The following is a 16,606-nucleotide window of genomic DNA, read 5'->3' as shown; positions in this document are numbered from 1 at the left end:
AAAGGATAAGGTAGATGGTGACAATCGTACGCCAACGCGTCGCTCAGGCGTGAACTATCATGAGCAAGCCAGATATCGTCGTCCTCCGCGAGGGGACGGAAGGACTCTCGATGGAATCGTACGCCGAAACGCTGCGCGAGCGCCTCCCCGAGGCGACCGTCGAACTCGCCCGCACGCCGAAAGAAGAACGGGAACTCGTCCCGCAGGCCCGGATCGTCACGGGCGTCACGATCGAGGAGGAACTGCTCGAGGACGCCGATCGCCTGGAACTGTTCGCGTGTACGTTCGCCGGCACCGACCACGTGCCGATGGACGCGCTCGCCGAACACGGCGTCGTCGTCACCAACGCGGGCGGGATCCACGCACCCGGCATCGCCGAGCAGTCGATCGCCAACATGCTCGTCTTCGCGCGGAACCTCCACGAGGGGTGGCGACGCAAATCGAACGGCGAGTGGCGCCACTTCCAGTCTCACGAGTTCACCGACAGCACGGTGACGGTCGTCGGCCTCGGCTCGATCGGCCAGGAGATCGTCCAGCGCCTCGAGGGCTTCGAGGTCGAGACGATCGGGATCCGCTACACGCCCTCGAAGGGCGGCCCGACCGACGAGGTGCTCGGCTTCGAGGAAGACGACGTCCACGACGCCTTCGCCCGCAGCGAGTACGTCGTGCTCGCCTGCCCGCTGAACGACCTCACCCGGAACCTCGTCGACGCCGAGGCGCTGGCGACGCTGCCGCCCGAGGCCGTGATCGTCAACGCGGCGCGGGGCGGGATCGTCGACACCGACGCCCTGGTCTCGGCGCTGCAGTTCAACGGAATCCGGGGCGCCGCCCTCGACGTCACCGACCCCGAACCGCTGCCCAACGACCACGAGCTCTGGGACCTCGAGAACTGTCTCATCACGCCCCACACGGGCGGCCACACGCCGAAACACTGGGATCGACTGGCCGACATCGTCGCGACGAACGTCGACGCGCTCGAGGACGGCCGCGGATTCGAAAACGTCGTCTTCCGTCCGGATTCGAGTTGATCGCATGGCCAGCGACGACACCCGGTCGGCGACCGATCACGGCGATCGAACGACGACCGACCACAGCGATCAGACCGCGGCGCCCGAGGACGTTCGGTTAGGGCCGCCCGACGATCCGCGGGCCGAGGATCCCGCCGCCGACCCGCGGGCGGACTACGACTACGTCGGCGGTCGGGTCGACCGTCCGAGACTCGTCTCCGACCTCCGGCGACGGATCGACGGCGAGGTCCGGTTCGACGAGTACTCGCGGGAGCTGTACGCGACCGACGCCAGCGCCTACGAGATGACGCCCATCGGCGTCGTCCTGCCGCGATCGACCGCGGACGTCGCCAGCGTCGTCGCCTACTGCGCCGACCGCGAGATCCCGGTGCTGCCGCGGGGCGGCGGAACGAGCCTCGCGGGACAGGCGGTCAACGAGGCCGTCGTCCTCGATTTCACCGCCCACATGGGCGACCTCCTCGAGATCGATCCCGACGATCAGCGGGCGACCGCGCAGGCGGGGGCCGTCCTCGCCGAACTCAACGACGAGATCGAACCCCACGGACTGAAGTTCGCGCCCGACCCCGCCGCGGGAAATCGCAGCACGGTCGGGGGCGCGGTCGGCAACAACTCGACGGGCGCCCACTCCCTGCAGTACGGCAAGACCGACGCCTACGTCGAGGAAGCGGAGGTCGTCCTCGCGGACGGCTCCGTCGAACGGTTCGGCGAGGTCACAGTCGGGAAGCTGCGCGAGCGGGCCGACCCCGAGGGGACCCTCTCCGAACGCATCCACGAGGCGCTCAGGCGGGTGATCGACGAGGAGAGCGAGGCCATCGCCGAGGCGTATCCCCAGCTCAAACGGAACGTCTCGGGGTACAACCTCGATCGACTCGTCGCGGAGGCCTACGGCCGTCCCGACGCGTTCGGCGAGAACAGCGGCGAGTCCGTCGATCTCGACGGCAGGCCCGACCCCGACGCGACGGTCAACCTCGCGCGCGTGTTCGCGGGCAGCGAGGGGACGCTTGGCGTGCTCACCGAGGTCGAGGTCTCCCTCGAGCCGATCCCCGAGACCACGTCGGTCGCCCTGCTGACCTACGAGGACCTGCTCGAGGCGATGGCCGACGTCGACACCATCGTCCGGAACCACGACCCCGCGGCGATCGAGGCGATCGACGACGTGTTGATCGACCTCGCCGAGCGAACCGAGGAGTTCGCCGACGTCGTCGCGCAACTTCCCGCGGGCACCGAAACCGCGCTGCTCGTGGAGTTCTACGCCGAAAGCGACGACCACGGCCGCGAGCAGGTCGCCGATCTGCTGGCCGACCGACTCCCCGACGAGACCGTCCCGGAGCCGACCGCGGACGAGGGCGACGCGGGGAACGCGACCGCCTCCGGCGACCCCGTCCGCGCCTTCGACGCGCTCGAGGCCCACGCGCCCGACGAGCGCGCCGAACTCTGGAAGCTTCGCAAGAGCGCGGCGCCGATCCTGCTCTCGCGAACCTCCGACGCCAAGCACATCTCGTTCATCGAGGACACCGCGGTCCCCACCGAGAACCTCGCCGACTACGTCGCCGACTTCAAGGAGGTGCTCGCCGAGCACGACACGTTCGCGAGCTTCTACGCCCACGCGGGGCCGGGCTGTATGCACATGCGCCCGCTGGTCGACACCAAAAGCGAGGCCGGCCTCGAGGAGTTCGAGTCCCTCGCCGACGCGGTGACGGATCTGGTCGTCGAGTACGGCGGTTCCGTTTCGGGCGAGCACGGCGACGGCCACGCCCGAACCCAGTGGAACCGCAAGCTGTACGACGAGGACGTCTGGGCGCTCTTCCGCGATCTCAAGTCGGCGTTCGACCCCGACTGGCTGCTCAATCCGGGAACGGTCTGTGGCGACCATCGGTTGACCGAGAACCTGCGGTTCGACCCCGACTACGAGTTCGAGGCCGGCTTCGAACCCGCCCTGCGCTGGGAGAACGAGAACGGCTTTCAGGGGATGGCCGAGCTCTGTCACGGCTGCGGGGGCTGTCGCAGCGAGCAGGAGACCACCGGCGGCGTGATGTGTCCGACCTACCGCGCGGCCGAGGAGGAGAGTCTCAGCACCCGCGGGCGGGCGAACATGCTTCGCCAGGCGATGAGCGGCGACCTCGAGGCCGACGCCACCGACACGGAGTTCCTCGCCGAGATCATGGACCTCTGTATCGGCTGCAAGGGCTGTGCTCGGGACTGCCCGAGCGAGGTCGACATGGCCAAACTCAAGGCGGAAGTCGAACACGCCGCCCACCAGGAAGGCGGTGTGGGCCTGCGCGAGCGCCTGTTCGCGAACGTCGACCGGCTCAACGCCGTCGGCTCCGCGCTGGCCCCCATCTCGAACTGGGCCGCCTCGCTGCCCGGATCGGGACTCGTCGCGGAGAAGACCCTCGGAATCGCCCGCGAGCGCGACCTCCCCTCGTTCGCCGACGAGAGCCTCGAGGACTGGTTCGACGCTCGAGGGTCGCGAGTCGACCCCGCGGAAGCCGACCGCAAGGTCCTGCTCGTCCCCGACGCCTACACCAACTACAACCACCCCCGAGCCGGCAAGGCGACGGTGCAGGTCCTCGAGACCGCGGGCGTCCACGTCCGGATCCCCGAGGAGGTGGCGGCGACCGGTCGTCCGGCCCACTCGAAGGGCTTTCTCGACGTCTCCCGCGAGCGCGCGCGAACGAACGTCGAGGCCCTCGCCCCGTCCGTCGAGGACGGCTGGGAGGTCGTCGTCGTCGAGCCCTCCGACGCCGTCATGCTCCAGTCCGACTACCTCGACCTGCTCTCGGGTCCCGACGTCGAGGCCGTCGCCGAGAGCACCTACGGGGTCATGGAGTACATAGAGCGGTTCGATCTCGTCGATCGGCTCCCGACCGCCGATCCCGGCGAGTCGCTGACCTACCACGGCCACTGCCACCAGAAGGCGACGAAGAAGGACGGCCACGCGGCCGGCGTCCTCGAGACGGTCGGCTACGAGGTCGACGCGCTCGACTCGGGCTGTTGTGGCATGGCCGGCTCCTTCGGCTACGAGGCCGAACACTACTCGCTCAGCCGGAAGATCGGCGACGTCCTGCTCGAGCAGATCGCCGGCAGCGACGGCGAGACGGTCGTCGCCCCCGGCGCGTCCTGCCGGAGCCAGATCGCGGGCTACGACGGCCGCGAGGAGCCGACCCACCCGATCGAGAAGGTCTCCGAGGCGCTGTCGGGCGCTCCAGCCCGGTAACGTCTCCACCGAACGGTTCGGCCGTCTCACCGCCGTTCGGTTCGAACGTCGGAACGTCTTCGACGATCCCGCGAGATCGGTCGCTACCGCGGGCCGGCGGTCGAATCCGCCGCTACGGCCAGAGCCCGCGGGTCGCCTTCGCCTCCGCGATCCGCGAGAGCGCGACGACGTAGGCCGCGTCCCGCCAGCTCAGGTCCTTGTCCTCGACCTCGGTCCGGACGTTGTCCCAGGCATCGAGCATCTTCTCCTCGAGTTCCGCGTTGACCTCTTCGAGGGACCACTTGCGGCGGTTGATGTCCTGGAGCCACTCGAAGTACGAGACGGTGACCCCGCCCGCGTTCGCGAGGATGTCCGGAACGACGGGGACGCCCCGCTCCTCGAGGATCGTGTCCGCGGCGAAGGTCGTCGGCCCGTTCGCGCCCTCGACGACGACGTCGGCCGCGATGTCGTCGGCGTTGTCGGCGGTGATGACGTTGCCGATCGCCGCGGGGATCAACACGTCGACGTCGAGTTCGAGGACCTCCTCGTTGGTGAGCGTTTCAGGAGCGTCCTGTTGCATGACCGCCTCGGGTTCCTCCTCGTGGGTCGGGATCGACTCGATGTCGAGCCCGTCGGGGTCGTAGATCGCTCCGTTGACGTCGCTGACCGCGACGACGTCGGCGCCCCACTCCTCGAGCAGGCGCGCGGCGTTGGCGCCGACGCTGCCAAAGCCCTGGACCGCGACCGTGGTGTCCGAGAGCTCCTCGCCGTAGTAGTCGACGGCCTCGCGGGCGATGATCGCCGTCGAGCGACCGGGCGCTTCCCCGCGGCCGTAGCTGCCGCCGATGACGGGCGGTTTCCCGGTGACGACGCCGGGGATCGTCTCGCCCTGCTGCATCGAGTAGGCGTCCATGAACCAGGCCATCGTCTGGGCGTCGGTGCCCATATCGGGCGCCGGCACGTCCGTCGTCGGACCGATGACGTAGCGCAGCTCCTCGGCGAACCGCCGGGTGAGCCGCTCCTTCTCGTCGTCGCTCAGGGACTTGGGGTCGATCGAGATTCCGCCCTTCCCCCCGCCGAAGGGCAGGTCCATCACGGCGCACTTCCAGGTCATCCACATCGAGAGCCCGATGCACTCGTCGGCGTTGACCTCGGGGTGGTATCGCAACCCGCCCTTGTACGGCCCCCGAACGTCGTCGTGCTGGGCGCGATACCCCGTGAAGACCTCCACCGAGCCGTCGTCGCGCTCGAGGGGAACCGACACCTGCTCGACGCGCGTGGGGTGTTTGAGCCGTTCGATGACGCCGTCGTCGACGTCGACGTGGGTCGCGGCGCGCTCGAGCTGGCGGCGAGCCGTGACCAGCGCCGAGTCGAGCTGTTCCTCCGGTTTCGTCTCTTCGGGTTGTTGCGTGCTCATCTTACGCTGTGAACAATTTTTGCGGGAACTCCGCAAGTGTTTCGACTCCGTTCTCCGTGACGACGAACGTCTCGCTGATCTCCATCCCGATCTCCTCGGTCCAGATCCCGGGGATCATGTGAAACGTCATGTTCTCCTCGAGCACCGTCTCGTCGCCCGGGCGGATACTCGCGGTGTGTTCGCCCCAGTCCGGCGGGTAGCCCAGTCCCATCGAGTAGCCGATCCGATCCTCCTTCTCGATCCCGTACTGCGCGATCGTCTCCCGCCAGGCCTTCTCGACGGCCTCGCAGGTGACGCCCGGTTCGGCGGTCTCGAGGGCCGCTTCGATCCCTTCGACGACGATGTCGGCGGCCTCCTCGAGTTCGGCGGGCGGGTCGCCGACGAACGTCGTCCTGGCCAGCGGGGAGTGATACCGGTGGCGACAGCCCGAGAGCTCGATGATCACGGGGTCGCCGTCCTCGAACTCGCGGTCGGTCCAGGTGAGGTGGGGCGTATCGGTGTGGTCGCCCGAAGGCATCAGCGGGACGATCGAGGGGTAGTCCCCGCCGAACTCGTCGGTGCCACGAATCAGGGCGTCGTAGATCTCGGCGGCGACCTCGTACTCCGGGACCCCCTCGCCGATCGCGTCGATCCCCGCCTGCATCGCGTTCTCCGAAATTTCGGCGGCCTGGCGCATGTACTCGAGTTCCCGCTCGGACTTTTTGATCCGTACCCAGCCGACGAGCAGGGTGGCGTCCTCGAACGTCGCCTCGGGAAGGTTCTCCTGCAGGCGCGTGTAGGACTTCGCGGTGAAGTAGGCGGCGTCCATCTCGAGGCCGATCCGCCCGTCGGCGACCTCGAGTTCCTCGAGGACGCCCGCGATGTAGTCCATCGGATGCAGGTCGTGGGGCGAGTGGACGTGGTCGTCGCTGTAGGATCGGATGTGCTCCTTGGAGAGCCAGGTCGTCGCCCGCGCGCCGCCCGCGTCCATCTCGCGGCCGACCCAGATCGGCTCGTCGCGCTCGAGGGTGACGACGACGGCCTGGTGGACGTAAAACGACCAGCCGTCGTACCCCGCGAGGTAGTTCATGTTCGCCGGATCGGAGACGACGATCGCGTCGAGGTCCTCCTCGCGGAGTCGCTCCTTGGTCCGGGACAGTCTGCGTTCGTACTCCCGCTCGTCGAAAATCGTCTGTGGCATGGGACGCTCTACCGGGAAGTCGTGCAGTGGCGATAAAAAATTTGTGTATAATGATTACAGTAACTGTGTACGGGTCGGCCCGGTTCGTACGCAGTGGTAGCCAGTTACATGGCGTCGGAAACCGTCCCTTCGCGTATGGCCGAATCCGAACTCGCGGATCGGAAGTGTACCGCCTGTACCGGCGACGAGGACCCCCTCGAGGGCGAGGAGCTGATCCCCCTCTTCGAGGAACTCGATCGGGACGTCTGGGAGGTCGTCGACGAGCACCACCTCGAGGGCACCTACGCGTTCACAGATTTCCGGGACGCACTGGAGTTTACGAAGGAGGTCGGCGAGCTCGCCGAGGCGGAGTTCCACCACCCCGACATCCACCTCTCGTGGGGCGAGGTCGCGATCGAGCTGTGGACCCACAAGATCGACGGCCTCCGGGAGACCGACTTCGTCATGGCCGCGCGGATGGATCGGTTCTACGAGGAGTACGACGATCCGGAGTAGTCGATCCGCAGCCTTCGCTCGAGGGCGGCCCCCGGAAACGGTTAGGGAGCGCGCGTCGTGGGTCGCGTATGGGCATCGACGACACGCTCTCGGCGCTTCCCGACCCCGGGGGCCACAGCTTCCCCGACTACTCGCTCCCCAAGGGCGATCCGGTGATGCCGATCGCGGTCACGCGCGAGGAGCTACGGACCTTGCTCGAGCTGTACGACACCTTCGCCGCGGTCGACCCGACCGGGCTCGACTCGAACCCGTTTCTCCGATCGACCACCCGCTTTCTCGAGCAGACGTTCGGCACGCCGGTGTACCGCCCCGACGAACAGCTGGTCGACGACGTCGCGGCGATGCTCAACGACTTCTCCGACGACCTCGCGGGCGAGTCGGTCGGCGTCGTCGACGCGACGCCGAAACACCACAAGACGCTGTACTTCTTCCTGACGTCCTGTCGAGCCTACCGCTCGGCGATGCACATCCAGTTCGCGCCCGACGAGGCGGCGATCGATACCCTCTACGAGATCTACGAGCGCGTCGTCGACCAGGAGATGTACCTCAAGCGGCCCCAGACCGTCCTCGAGTAGTACCGAAACCTCGCGGTCGTCCTCGGTGCCGGCGTCGGACGCCGAGCGAACCCGTACCCACCGGAGGGGGGCGACCCCTAGCGTCCCGCTCGAGGCGAGGAGCCGACGGCGGTCCCGAAGTTCGGTTCCGCGGTCGGGACCAGACCGCTTATTTCGGTGGGAAACGCCCCTTCTCGCAATGACGAACCAGGACCTCATCGACGCGTTGCGCGCGGCCGACGCGGTGCAGTTCGGCGAGTTCGAACTCTCCCACGGCGGCACGAGCGAGTACTACGTCGACAAGTACCTCTTCGAGACCGATCCCGACTGTCTCGAGGCGATCGCCGAGGCGTTCGCCGAGCGCCTCGAGCCCGACGACACGCTCGGCGGCGTCGCCCTCGGCGCGGTGCCGCTCGCGGCCGCGACGAGCGTCGCGGCGGGGGCCCCCTACGTCATCGTCCGCAAGCAGCGCAAGGAGTACGGCACCTCCAACCTGGTCGAGGGTCGCCTCGAGGAGGGCGAGGAGGTCGTCGTCCTCGAGGACATCGTCACCACCGGAACGAGCCTGGTCGAGGCCGTCGAGGCGCTGCGCGAGGCGGGCGCGACCGTCGAGCGCGCGCTGGTCGTCGTCGACCGTCAGGAGGGCGGCCGAGAGACCGTCGAGGACGCGGGCCTCGAGATGGAGGCGCTCGTAACAGCGGAGGAACTGCTGGCGGAGCGGGAGTGATCCCGTCTCCGGTCTCCAGCGAACCGTAATGACCCTCGACGTTGCGCCGTCCGTTCCGCGAGAGCAACAGACGATCCGACTCTCACCGGCGAACGTGGATTCGTTCCGGAAGTGGACCGTCGAGGGAACCGGACTAACGGCCGCCGCCCGCGTTACCGACTCCGAGGAACGGATCGCGCTCGTCAAGAACAGCTGGTCCGACGGCTGGATCGTCCCCGGGGGCGCGGTCGAACCGGGCGAAGCGCTCGCCGACGCCGCGCGACGCGAAGTGCGCGAGGAGACGGGGCTCGAGGCAACTATCGACGACCCGCTGCTCGTCGTCGAGCAGACGTACGTCTCCGACCCCGACATCCGACTTTCGGCGCAGTTCGTCGTCTTCGACGCTCGAGCGAACGGGTCGATTCCCGATACCGAGCAGCTGGGCGTCGAACCCGGCGAGATCGAGGCAGCTCGCTGGTTCGAAACGCTGCCCCCCGAACTCCACGAGGACGCCCTGTTTCGGTCGTATCTTCGGGGATAGCGACAGGCTGGTGCCGTTCCCCGTTCACTCCTACTGGCCGTACGATTCGAACTTCTCGAGGACCGTCTCCAGCTGCTCGTCGGAGAGCCGCCGCGGCTCCAGACCCGCAGAGCGCGTCTCGAGGTACAGTCGAGCCAGACTCTCGACGTGGTAGGTGTTCTCGAGGGCGGTCTCGAGGTCGGGCGCCGTCACCACGAGCCCGTGGTTCTCGATGAACGAGGCGGTCGAGCCGGCTTCGTCCATCGCCGCGACGATGTTTTCGGCCAGCCGATCGGAGCCGTAGGGGGCGTACTCGGCGACGGGCACTTCCTTGCCGACGGCGACGATCATGTAGTGGATCGGCGGCAGCGGCTGGTGGGCGACCGCCAGCGCCGTCGACCACGGCGAGTGGGTGTGGACGATCGCGCCGACGTCCTCGCGGCGGTAGATCGCACTGTGCATCGGCACCTCGCTGCTGGGGGCCATCTCGCCCTCGCGCTGCTCGCCGTCGACGCCGACGACGGGCGTCTCGGCGACGTCGAAGCTGTCGTAGGGGACGCCCGTCGGCGTGATGGCGAAGGCGTCGCCGTCGGTTCCCTCCCGGACGCTCAGGTTCCCCGTCCGTGCGGGGGTCAGTTCGGCCAGCTCGGCGGCGTGTGCGACGACCTGTCGGCGCTCGGACTCGAGAATCACGGTACCAGCTCCGTTAGCTCCCCGACGGCATCTATCCTGTGGTCGGGTTCCCGCCGTCCCTCGAGGGGCTCGTCGGGGTCGGCGTTCCAGAGCACCGTCTCGAGACCGACCGCGTTGGCGCCGACGATGTCGGCGCCGACGTTATCGCCGACCATCACCGCCTCCGAAACGCGCCGGTCCAGCCGCGCCAGCGGCAGGGTGAACATGACCGAGCCCGGCTTCTCCCGCCCCGTCTCCTCCGAGGTGACCAGAACGTCGATGTACTCGTCGAGCCCGAGTTGCTCGACTTTCGCCAGCTGGATGCGGGTCGTCAGGTTGGTCGTGATCGCGACGTCGACACCGTTCTCCCGCAGAGTCTCAAGGGTCGTCTCGACGCCCGGGAACAGCGCCATCTCCTCGAGGTAGCCCTCCCAGAACGCCTCGCCGAGCGCCAGGGCGTCGCCAGCTCTGGGTTCGCCGGTGTGTTCCTCCACCGCGCGCTTGAAGTAGATGAACCGCTCGTGGGTCGCCGCCGTCCCGGAGAGTTCGCGCTTGACCTCGAGGCGGCCCGCTCGGTAGAACTCGTCGAAGGCGTCGCGGTCGAACTCGTACCCCAGTTCGCGGGCGGTCTCGAGGGCCGCCTCCATCCCGGCCTCCTTGCAGGGCGCGTACGGGTAGAGCGTGTCGTCGAGGTCGAAGAGAACGACGTTCGCCGTCATACGCTATCCGTTACGGCGAAGCAGGAAACGAGTACCGATCGTACAGTCGTCGGCGGGCTACGCGCGGTCGTCGCTCGAGCCGTAACACTCCTCGAAGAAGGCGACCTCGAGGTCGACGGTCCGGCGGAACAGCTCTTCGACTCGCCGCTGGCGTCGCGGCGAGCACTCTTCGCCGACCGCATCGAGCTGGTCGCGGAGTTCGTCGACGAACTCGACGAACGACCCCACCGCGTGGAGGTCGATCCACTCGGCGTAGTAGAAGGGAAGATCGGTCCCGTCGCTGGGCGGCTCGGTATCCGGATCGCCGTACTCCGTCGCGACCGCGGTGGCCCACTCCCGATAGATCCACTCCGCGGGAACGAGGACGGGCAGCGTCTCGGCGTACCCGCCCTCTCGAGCCGCACGTCCCAGTAGGTCGACCAGCGCGGCCGCGGTCGGCGAGGGGTCGGGGTTCGTCCATCGCGACTCGGACACGCCCAGCGCATCGAACGAGCGCTCGAAGTAGTCGTTCTCCTCACCGGTGACCGTCTCGAGGAACTCGATCAACGGGCGCTTCGCCTCGATCCCCGGCGCCTGCCCGACCGCGAACCCGAAGGTCCCCACCAGCGCCTCGAGGAAGGCGTAGTCCTGCACGAGGTAGGTCGCGTAGGCGTCCATCTCGAGCGTACCCGCACCCAGCTCCCGGGTGAACGGGTGCGTGATCGCGTCCGACCACGCCGGCTCGGAGCGCTCGCGGAGCCAGTCGGTGAAGCGGGGGTCGGCGACGGTCTCCACGTACGCCCCGTAGGACGCCGGTGCCGAATCGGCGGTCACAGCTCCCACCCCTCCCGCGTGTAGGCCATCTCCCAGAACCGGTACTCGAGTTTGGCGCTGGTCAGGAACCCCTCGCGCATCGCCTCGCGCTCGCCGGGGTACCGTTCGCCACAGCGGTCGACGAACTCGCGACACCAGTCGGTCGCCTCGCGGAACTCGTCGCTCGTGTACATCTCGATGAACGGCGTGTAGCGGTGCTCTTCGGTCGCGATTTCGGCCATGTGCTCGGCGACGTCGAGATACCCCTGCATGCACGGATAGAGCGCCCCGGCGATCTCGGCGATCGAGCCCTCGTGGGCCGTTCGCACGAGAAAGCTCGTGTACGCGACGCAGGTCGGGGCCTTCTCGACGCGCTCGAGTTCTTCGACCGAGATCCCGTAGTCGGCGGCGAACTCCCGGTGGAGCTCCATCTCGTGGTCCAGTACCTGGTGGGCGACGCCCAGCAGGTGGGTCATCGTCGCCTCGTCTCGGGCCTTCCCGCCTGCGATCGCGAACAGCCGCGCGTAGTCCAGCAGGTACCGGTAGTCCTGTTTCACCCAGTGTTCGAACGCGTCCTCGTCGAGGGTGCCCTCGGCGAGTTCGACCACGAAGGGGTGGTCGAGTTGGGCCTCCCAGACGTGGCTGCCGTCCTCGAGGAGGTCGTCGCTGAATGCCATCGTCGGTGGTTCGACCCACTCCAGGATATAACTAGCGAATACAATCTAAGAATACTCGCGACTGTCTGCGGATTCGCCGACGTAGGCGGGACACCGACGCGATCGCTCGAGGCCCGGTGCGATCCGAGCGCACACCATCACAACGCTTTTATCCCGCTCGAGACAACTCGTAGCCACGATGGTAGGTGTCCGCTTTACAGGGGCTCTCGCCCGCTTCTAACCACCACCTACCGTTCGCTGCGTCGGACGCGATCCGCCAGCGAGCGGCGTGCGCGGACGCCCGTCCGAACTTCTCACCGAAGTTCCCAAACCGATTACAGCCATGTCAGAATCAGATTCACAGGAACGGATAGCGGTCGTACTGCCAGACGGATCCGAACTCGAGGTCGACGCCGGCGCGACGGTCGAGGACTGCGCCTACGAGATCGGGCCCGGACTCGGAAGCGACACGGTCGCGGGCAAACTCGACGGCGAACTCGTCGCCAAGGAGGAACCCGTCTACGACGGCGCCGAACTCGAGATCGTCACGGACGGCTCCGAGGAGTACCTGCGCGTGATGCGCCACTCGGCCTCGCACTGTCTCGCCCAGGCCGTCGAGCGACTGTACGACGACGAGGAGGTCAAGCTCGCGATCGGCCCGCCGACGGACGAGGGCTTTTACTACGACTTCGACAACCTCGAGATCGACGAGGAGGACCTCGCGGAGCTCGAGCGCGAGATCGAGGAGATCGTCGCCGCGGACTACGAGATCGAGCGCGAGGACGTCTCGATCGAGGAGGCCGAACAGCGACTGGCGGACGAACCGTACAAGCTCGAGCTGCTCGAGGAGTTCGCCGACGAGAACGACCGGGTGTCGTTCTACAAACAGGGCGAGTGGGAGGACCTCTGTGCGGGCCCCCACCTCGACTCGACGGGAGAGATCGGCGTCGTCAAGCTCCTCGAGATCGCGGGCGCCTACTGGCGCGGCGACGAGGAAAACGAGATGCAGACGCGGATCTACGGCACGGCCTTCGAGGACGAAAGCGACCTCGAGGAATTCATCGAACGCAAGGAGGAAGCCGAGAAGCGCGACCACCGCAGGATCGGCTCGGAGATGAACCTGTTCTCGATCCAGGACGTCACGGGCCCCGGGCTGCCGCTGTATCACCCCGCCGGGAAGACGGTGCTGAAGGAACTCGAGGACTTCGTCGAGGACCTCAACCAGGACGCGGGTTACGACTACGTCGAGACGCCCCACGTGTTCAAGACGGATCTCTGGCACCGCTCGGGCCACTACGAGAACTACGCCGACGACATGTTCATCTTCGACGTCGGCGACGACGAGTTCGGCCTGAAGCCGATGAACTGTCCGGGCCACGCCGCGATCTTCCAGGACCAGTCCTGGTCGTACCGCGACCTGCCGATCCGGTACGCGGAGAACGGCAAGGTGTACCGGAAGGAACAGCGCGGCGAGCTGTCGGGCCTGTCGCGGGTCTGGGCCTTTACGATCGACGACGGCCACCTGTTCATCCGCCCCGACCAGATCCGCGGCGAGGTCGAGGAGATCATGGACATGATCACCGAGGTCCTCGAGACGTTCGACCTCGAGTACGAGATGGCCCTCGCAACGAGACCCGAGAAATCGGTCGGGAGCGACGAGATCTGGGACCGCGCCGAGAACCAGCTCGAGGAGGTCCTCGAGGGCCGCGCCCACGAGTACGAGATCGAGGAAGGTGACGGCGCCTTCTACGGCCCGAAGATCGACTTCGCGTTCGAGGACGCCATCGGACGCTCCTGGGACGGCCCGACGGTCCAGCTCGATTTCAACATGCCCGAGCGCTTCGACCTGGACTACGTCGGCGAGGACAACGAACAGCACCAGCCCGTGATGATCCACCGGGCGCTGTACGGCAGCTACGAGCGCTTCTTCATGATGCTCATCGAGCACTTCGAGGGGCGGTTCCCGCTGTGGCTCGCACCCGAGCAGGTCCGCGTGCTGCCGATCTCGGACGACAACCTGGGCTACGCCCACCGGGTCGCCAACGAGTTCGAGGAGTTCCGCGTCGAGGTCGATCAGCGCGACAGCACCTTGGAACGGAAGATCCGGGCAGCCCACGACGATCGGGTCCCCTACCAGATCATCGTCGGCGACGACGAGGAAGACGACGGCACCATCTCGGTGCGGGACCGCTTCGAGGACCAGGAGTACGACGTCGAGATCGACGAGTTCAGGGAGCACCTCGAGGACGAGCGCGACGAGCAGCGCACGGAACCGGACTTCCTGCAGGGCTGATCGCTCGCGTCGGCCGTCAGCCGTCGACGTTCGGGTCCGTCTCCCGGTTCTCGAGGAGCGTGCGAACCGTTCGGAACCCGACGAACCGCGGGGTCCGGGCCGCGTACCGCTCGTAGGCTCGACCGTAGCGCTCGCGCAACCACGGCTCCTCGGCGAACGGCAGCGCGAGCCACCAGCCGAGGTAGACCGCACAGACGACCGCGACCAGCCGCGAGTTCGCGATCAGCGCGAAGCCGACCGTCGCGGCGACGTAGCCGACGTACTGCGGATTCCGCGAGTAGCGGTACCAGCCGCCGGTTCGCAACTCCCCGGCGAGGCCTTTGGTCTCCTCGACGCCGAGGTCGAGCCCGGCCGCGATGGCGACCGCGTATCCGACGACGAACAGCGCCCCGCCGACGGCCAGCGAGGGCGTCCGCGCCAGCCCGAGGCTGTTCCAGTCCAGGTACACGAGCGCGAGCACCGCCGCGTTGAGCGCGTGGGACAGCCCCCAGTGCAGGTAGTACCGTCGGCTCCGCTCGCCCGGGGGCCAGTAGTCGACGAGTCCGAGCGCGCTGGCGACGATCCCCGCCAGGTTGCTCAGGGCGAGCCCGAGGGCGACCGCGAACGTCAGGGGCGTTACCGCCACCATCGAGATCCCTCCGGCCCGGAGCGACGGCTCGGATCGAGGACGGGGACCCCGACGATCCGATTCGGAGCGGGACGACGGCGCCGCGTTCGGTTCGATCGGCGTGGCATACCGAACCGTCGTCGCTCGACGATACTGGCCGTTCTCGCGGACGGACTAGGGGATTTATATCGGTGTGCCGATAGTCGTCGGACGCCGTCGATGAAGTACCTCGACCTGCGGCTCTCCCAGCCCGACCCGATGCTCCACCCGATGCAGCGGTTCATCAGGGAGACGGACGTCGTACGGTACGAGGAGCTACAGGCCTGGAACGTCGACCCGCGGGGACCCGAACTCGAGTACGAGCTGTTCTACGTCGAGGCCGACCGCGAACCGTACGAGGACGCGCTCGCGGCCGTCGACTCGGTCCGCTGGTACGATCTGACCCCCGTCGACGACGGCGCGTTTTACTGTTATATCTGCCAGGAGACCCGCGAGGAGGACGTTCGCTGGCGGAAGGCGTTCCTCGAGCTGGATCTCGTCGTCGTCCCGCCGATCGTCTACGATTCCACCGCCGCGTTCGGGATGACCGTCGTCGGCACCGGCGAGAACCTGCGGGCGATGCTCGAGGGGCTCCCCGATGCGATCGACGTCACCGTCCGGACGATCGGCGAGTACGACCGCCGGCACGCGCCGCTGGTCGACGGGCTCACGGACCGCCAGCTCGAGGCGGTCGCGGCCGCCGTCGAGGTCGGCTACTTCGAGGTGCCCCGCGAGGGTGGCGTCGACGACGTCGCCGCGGCGATAGGGTGCGCCTCGAGCACGGCGGCGACGCTGTTACAGAAGGCCCAGGCGCGGGTCATGCGGCGATTGGTGCGTCGGTACGGTCGGGGCGACGGCCCTCACGAGTTCGATCGACGCAGCCGCTGAATCGTTCGCTCGCGGGGCCGTCTCACCCACGTACGTGGTGTGAACACACGGCAAGACGAATCGAAATATCCATACTTGCAGCATCGTGCACACTAGTATGAACCGCGCCGAGAAGGCTGCCCTCCAGCTGCGGGCGGTCGACGTGTTGCGGATGCTGAAGGAGACGCGAACCTACGACGAACTCGCTGCGGAGACGGGCCTTCCCGCCGGCGACCTCAACCGCTACGTCAACGGCCACGTCCTGCCCGGCACCGAGCGCGCCCGCGAGGTCGTCGACGAACTCGGCCGCGAGGCGCTGGCCGACGAGCTCGGCGCCCGGATCCGTGTCGACGATGAAGGGTACGTCGACAACACGGCGACGGTGTTCGACCAGCCCTTCCTGGATCTCGCCGCGCCGATCGTCGCCAACGCCTACGAGTTCGATCGTCCCGACGTCGTCCTGACCGCCGCGACCGACGGGATCACGCTGGCGAGCGCGCTGGCGAGCTACTACGGCACCCGCTGTGCCTACGCGAAAAAGACCAAGGAGACCGCCGTCGAGGAGTTCATCGAGGCCCGCGAGCGGCTCCAGTCGGGCATCGAGCTCACCTACTACCTGCCGGCCGCGGCGATCGACGCGGGCGAGTCGGTGCTCGTCGTCGACGACCTCATCCGATCGGGCGAGACCCAGGAGCTGTTGCTCGACATCGTCGAAACGGCCGACGCCGACGTCGCCGGCGTCTTCGCGCTCATCGCCGCCGGCGACGACGGCATCGAACGCGCTCGCGACCGAACCGACGCGCCGATCGGCTCGCTGGTCTCGGTCTAGCTATCGGTCGGCCTCGAGTTCGTCGAACAGCGCCTC

The 16,606-nt window shown here is 67.6% G+C and carries 16 protein-coding genes; 9 read left to right on the top strand and 7 right to left on the bottom strand.

Features of this window, described 5'->3' with window-relative positions; all coding sequences use genetic code 11:
• The first annotated feature begins 59 nt into the window (after positions 1 to 59).
• The gene (locus tag C492_RS11995; RefSeq protein ID WP_008423893.1) at positions 60 to 1,028 is read left to right on the top strand and encodes an NAD(P)-dependent oxidoreductase; all 969 of its coding nucleotides are present in this window, start codon (positions 60 to 62) and stop codon (positions 1,026 to 1,028) included.
• Positions 1,029 to 1,032: 4 nt separating this feature from the next.
• Positions 1,033 to 4,245 carry an FAD-binding and (Fe-S)-binding domain-containing protein gene (locus C492_RS11990; RefSeq protein ID WP_008423891.1) on the top strand — a complete coding sequence of 1,071 codons (3,213 nt, stop codon included), beginning with the start codon at positions 1,033 to 1,035 and terminating at the stop codon, positions 4,243 to 4,245.
• A gap of 112 nt (positions 4,246 to 4,357) precedes the next feature.
• On the opposite strand, the gene gdhB is transcribed toward C492_RS11990, so the two are convergent.
• Together gdhB and C492_RS11980 are read right to left on the bottom strand one after the other, a co-directional pair.
• A complete protein-coding gene (gene gdhB / locus C492_RS11985; protein ID WP_008423890.1) occupies positions 4,358 to 5,641 on the bottom strand; it encodes a glutamate dehydrogenase GdhB in 1,284 nt (427 codons plus the stop codon).
• A gap of 1 nt (position 5,642) precedes the next feature.
• Complete coding sequence (locus C492_RS11980) at positions 5,643 to 6,821, bottom strand: M24 family metallopeptidase (protein ID WP_008423888.1); 1,179 nt, start codon at positions 6,819 to 6,821, stop codon at positions 5,643 to 5,645.
• A 135-nt stretch (positions 6,822 to 6,956) separates the two neighbouring features.
• Here C492_RS11980 and C492_RS11975 point away from each other — a divergent pair, with 135 nt between their 5' ends.
• From C492_RS11975 to C492_RS11960, 4 genes are all read left to right on the top strand, one after another.
• On the top strand, positions 6,957 to 7,316 hold the full coding sequence (locus C492_RS11975) for a 4a-hydroxytetrahydrobiopterin dehydratase (RefSeq protein WP_008423887.1): 360 nt from the start codon (positions 6,957 to 6,959) through the stop codon (positions 7,314 to 7,316).
• A gap of 68 nt (positions 7,317 to 7,384) precedes the next feature.
• A complete protein-coding gene (locus tag C492_RS11970; RefSeq protein WP_008423885.1) occupies positions 7,385 to 7,891 on the top strand; it encodes a hypothetical protein in 507 nt (168 codons plus the stop codon).
• A gap of 178 nt (positions 7,892 to 8,069) precedes the next feature.
• The gene (pyrE, locus tag C492_RS11965; protein WP_008423884.1) at positions 8,070 to 8,597 is read left to right on the top strand and encodes an orotate phosphoribosyltransferase; all 528 of its coding nucleotides are present in this window, start codon (positions 8,070 to 8,072) and stop codon (positions 8,595 to 8,597) included.
• Positions 8,598 to 8,625: 28 nt separating this feature from the next.
• Positions 8,626 to 9,117 carry an NUDIX hydrolase gene (locus tag C492_RS11960; protein WP_008423883.1) on the top strand — a complete coding sequence of 164 codons (492 nt, stop codon included), beginning with the start codon at positions 8,626 to 8,628 and terminating at the stop codon, positions 9,115 to 9,117.
• Positions 9,118 to 9,147: 30 nt separating this feature from the next.
• On the opposite strand, the gene C492_RS11955 is transcribed toward C492_RS11960, so the two are convergent.
• From C492_RS11955 to tenA, 4 genes are read right to left on the bottom strand one after another with little or no spacing between them, the layout of a single operon-like run.
• Complete coding sequence (locus C492_RS11955; protein ID WP_008423882.1) at positions 9,148 to 9,789, bottom strand: class II aldolase/adducin family protein; 642 nt, start codon at positions 9,787 to 9,789, stop codon at positions 9,148 to 9,150.
• Complete coding sequence (locus C492_RS11950) at positions 9,786 to 10,487, bottom strand: HAD family hydrolase (protein WP_008423881.1); 702 nt, start codon at positions 10,485 to 10,487, stop codon at positions 9,786 to 9,788. The genes C492_RS11955 and C492_RS11950 overlap by 4 nt, the downstream gene beginning before the upstream one ends.
• Before the next feature lie 57 nt (positions 10,488 to 10,544).
• A complete protein-coding gene (locus C492_RS11945; RefSeq protein WP_008423880.1) occupies positions 10,545 to 11,300 on the bottom strand; it encodes a TenA family protein in 756 nt (251 codons plus the stop codon).
• Positions 11,297 to 11,956 carry a thiaminase II gene (tenA, locus tag C492_RS11940; protein ID WP_008423879.1) on the bottom strand — a complete coding sequence of 220 codons (660 nt, stop codon included), beginning with the start codon at positions 11,954 to 11,956 and terminating at the stop codon, positions 11,297 to 11,299. The genes C492_RS11945 and tenA overlap by 4 nt, the downstream gene beginning before the upstream one ends.
• A 322-nt stretch (positions 11,957 to 12,278) precedes the next feature.
• Here tenA and thrS point away from each other — a divergent pair, with 322 nt between their 5' ends.
• On the top strand, positions 12,279 to 14,228 hold the full coding sequence (gene thrS / locus C492_RS11935; protein ID WP_008423878.1) for a threonine--tRNA ligase: 1,950 nt from the start codon (positions 12,279 to 12,281) through the stop codon (positions 14,226 to 14,228).
• 16 nt (positions 14,229 to 14,244) lie between these two features.
• Here thrS and C492_RS11930 read toward each other — a convergent pair whose 3' ends face one another.
• Positions 14,245 to 14,856 carry a methyltransferase family protein gene (locus C492_RS11930; protein ID WP_008423877.1) on the bottom strand — a complete coding sequence of 204 codons (612 nt, stop codon included), beginning with the start codon at positions 14,854 to 14,856 and terminating at the stop codon, positions 14,245 to 14,247.
• 198 nt (positions 14,857 to 15,054) lie between these two features.
• Here C492_RS11930 and C492_RS11925 point away from each other — a divergent pair, with 198 nt between their 5' ends.
• Both C492_RS11925 and C492_RS11920 read left to right on the top strand, forming a co-directional pair.
• Positions 15,055 to 15,762: a helix-turn-helix domain-containing protein gene (locus tag C492_RS11925; protein ID WP_008423876.1), complete on the top strand. Its 708-nt coding sequence runs from the start codon at positions 15,055 to 15,057 to the stop codon at positions 15,760 to 15,762.
• Between the two features lie 97 nt (positions 15,763 to 15,859).
• Entirely contained in the window at positions 15,860 to 16,570 is a 711-nt protein-coding gene (locus C492_RS11920; protein ID WP_008423875.1) for a phosphoribosyltransferase family protein, read from the top strand.
• Positions 16,571 to 16,606: the final 36 nt, after the last annotated feature.

The organism is Natronococcus jeotgali DSM 18795, from assembly GCF_000337695.1.
In the GTDB taxonomy this organism is placed as follows: Archaea; Halobacteriota; Halobacteria; order Halobacteriales; family Natrialbaceae; genus Natronococcus; species Natronococcus jeotgali.
The sequence above is the reverse complement of the archived record's forward strand: the minus strand, read 5'-3'. Positions and strand labels throughout refer to the sequence as shown.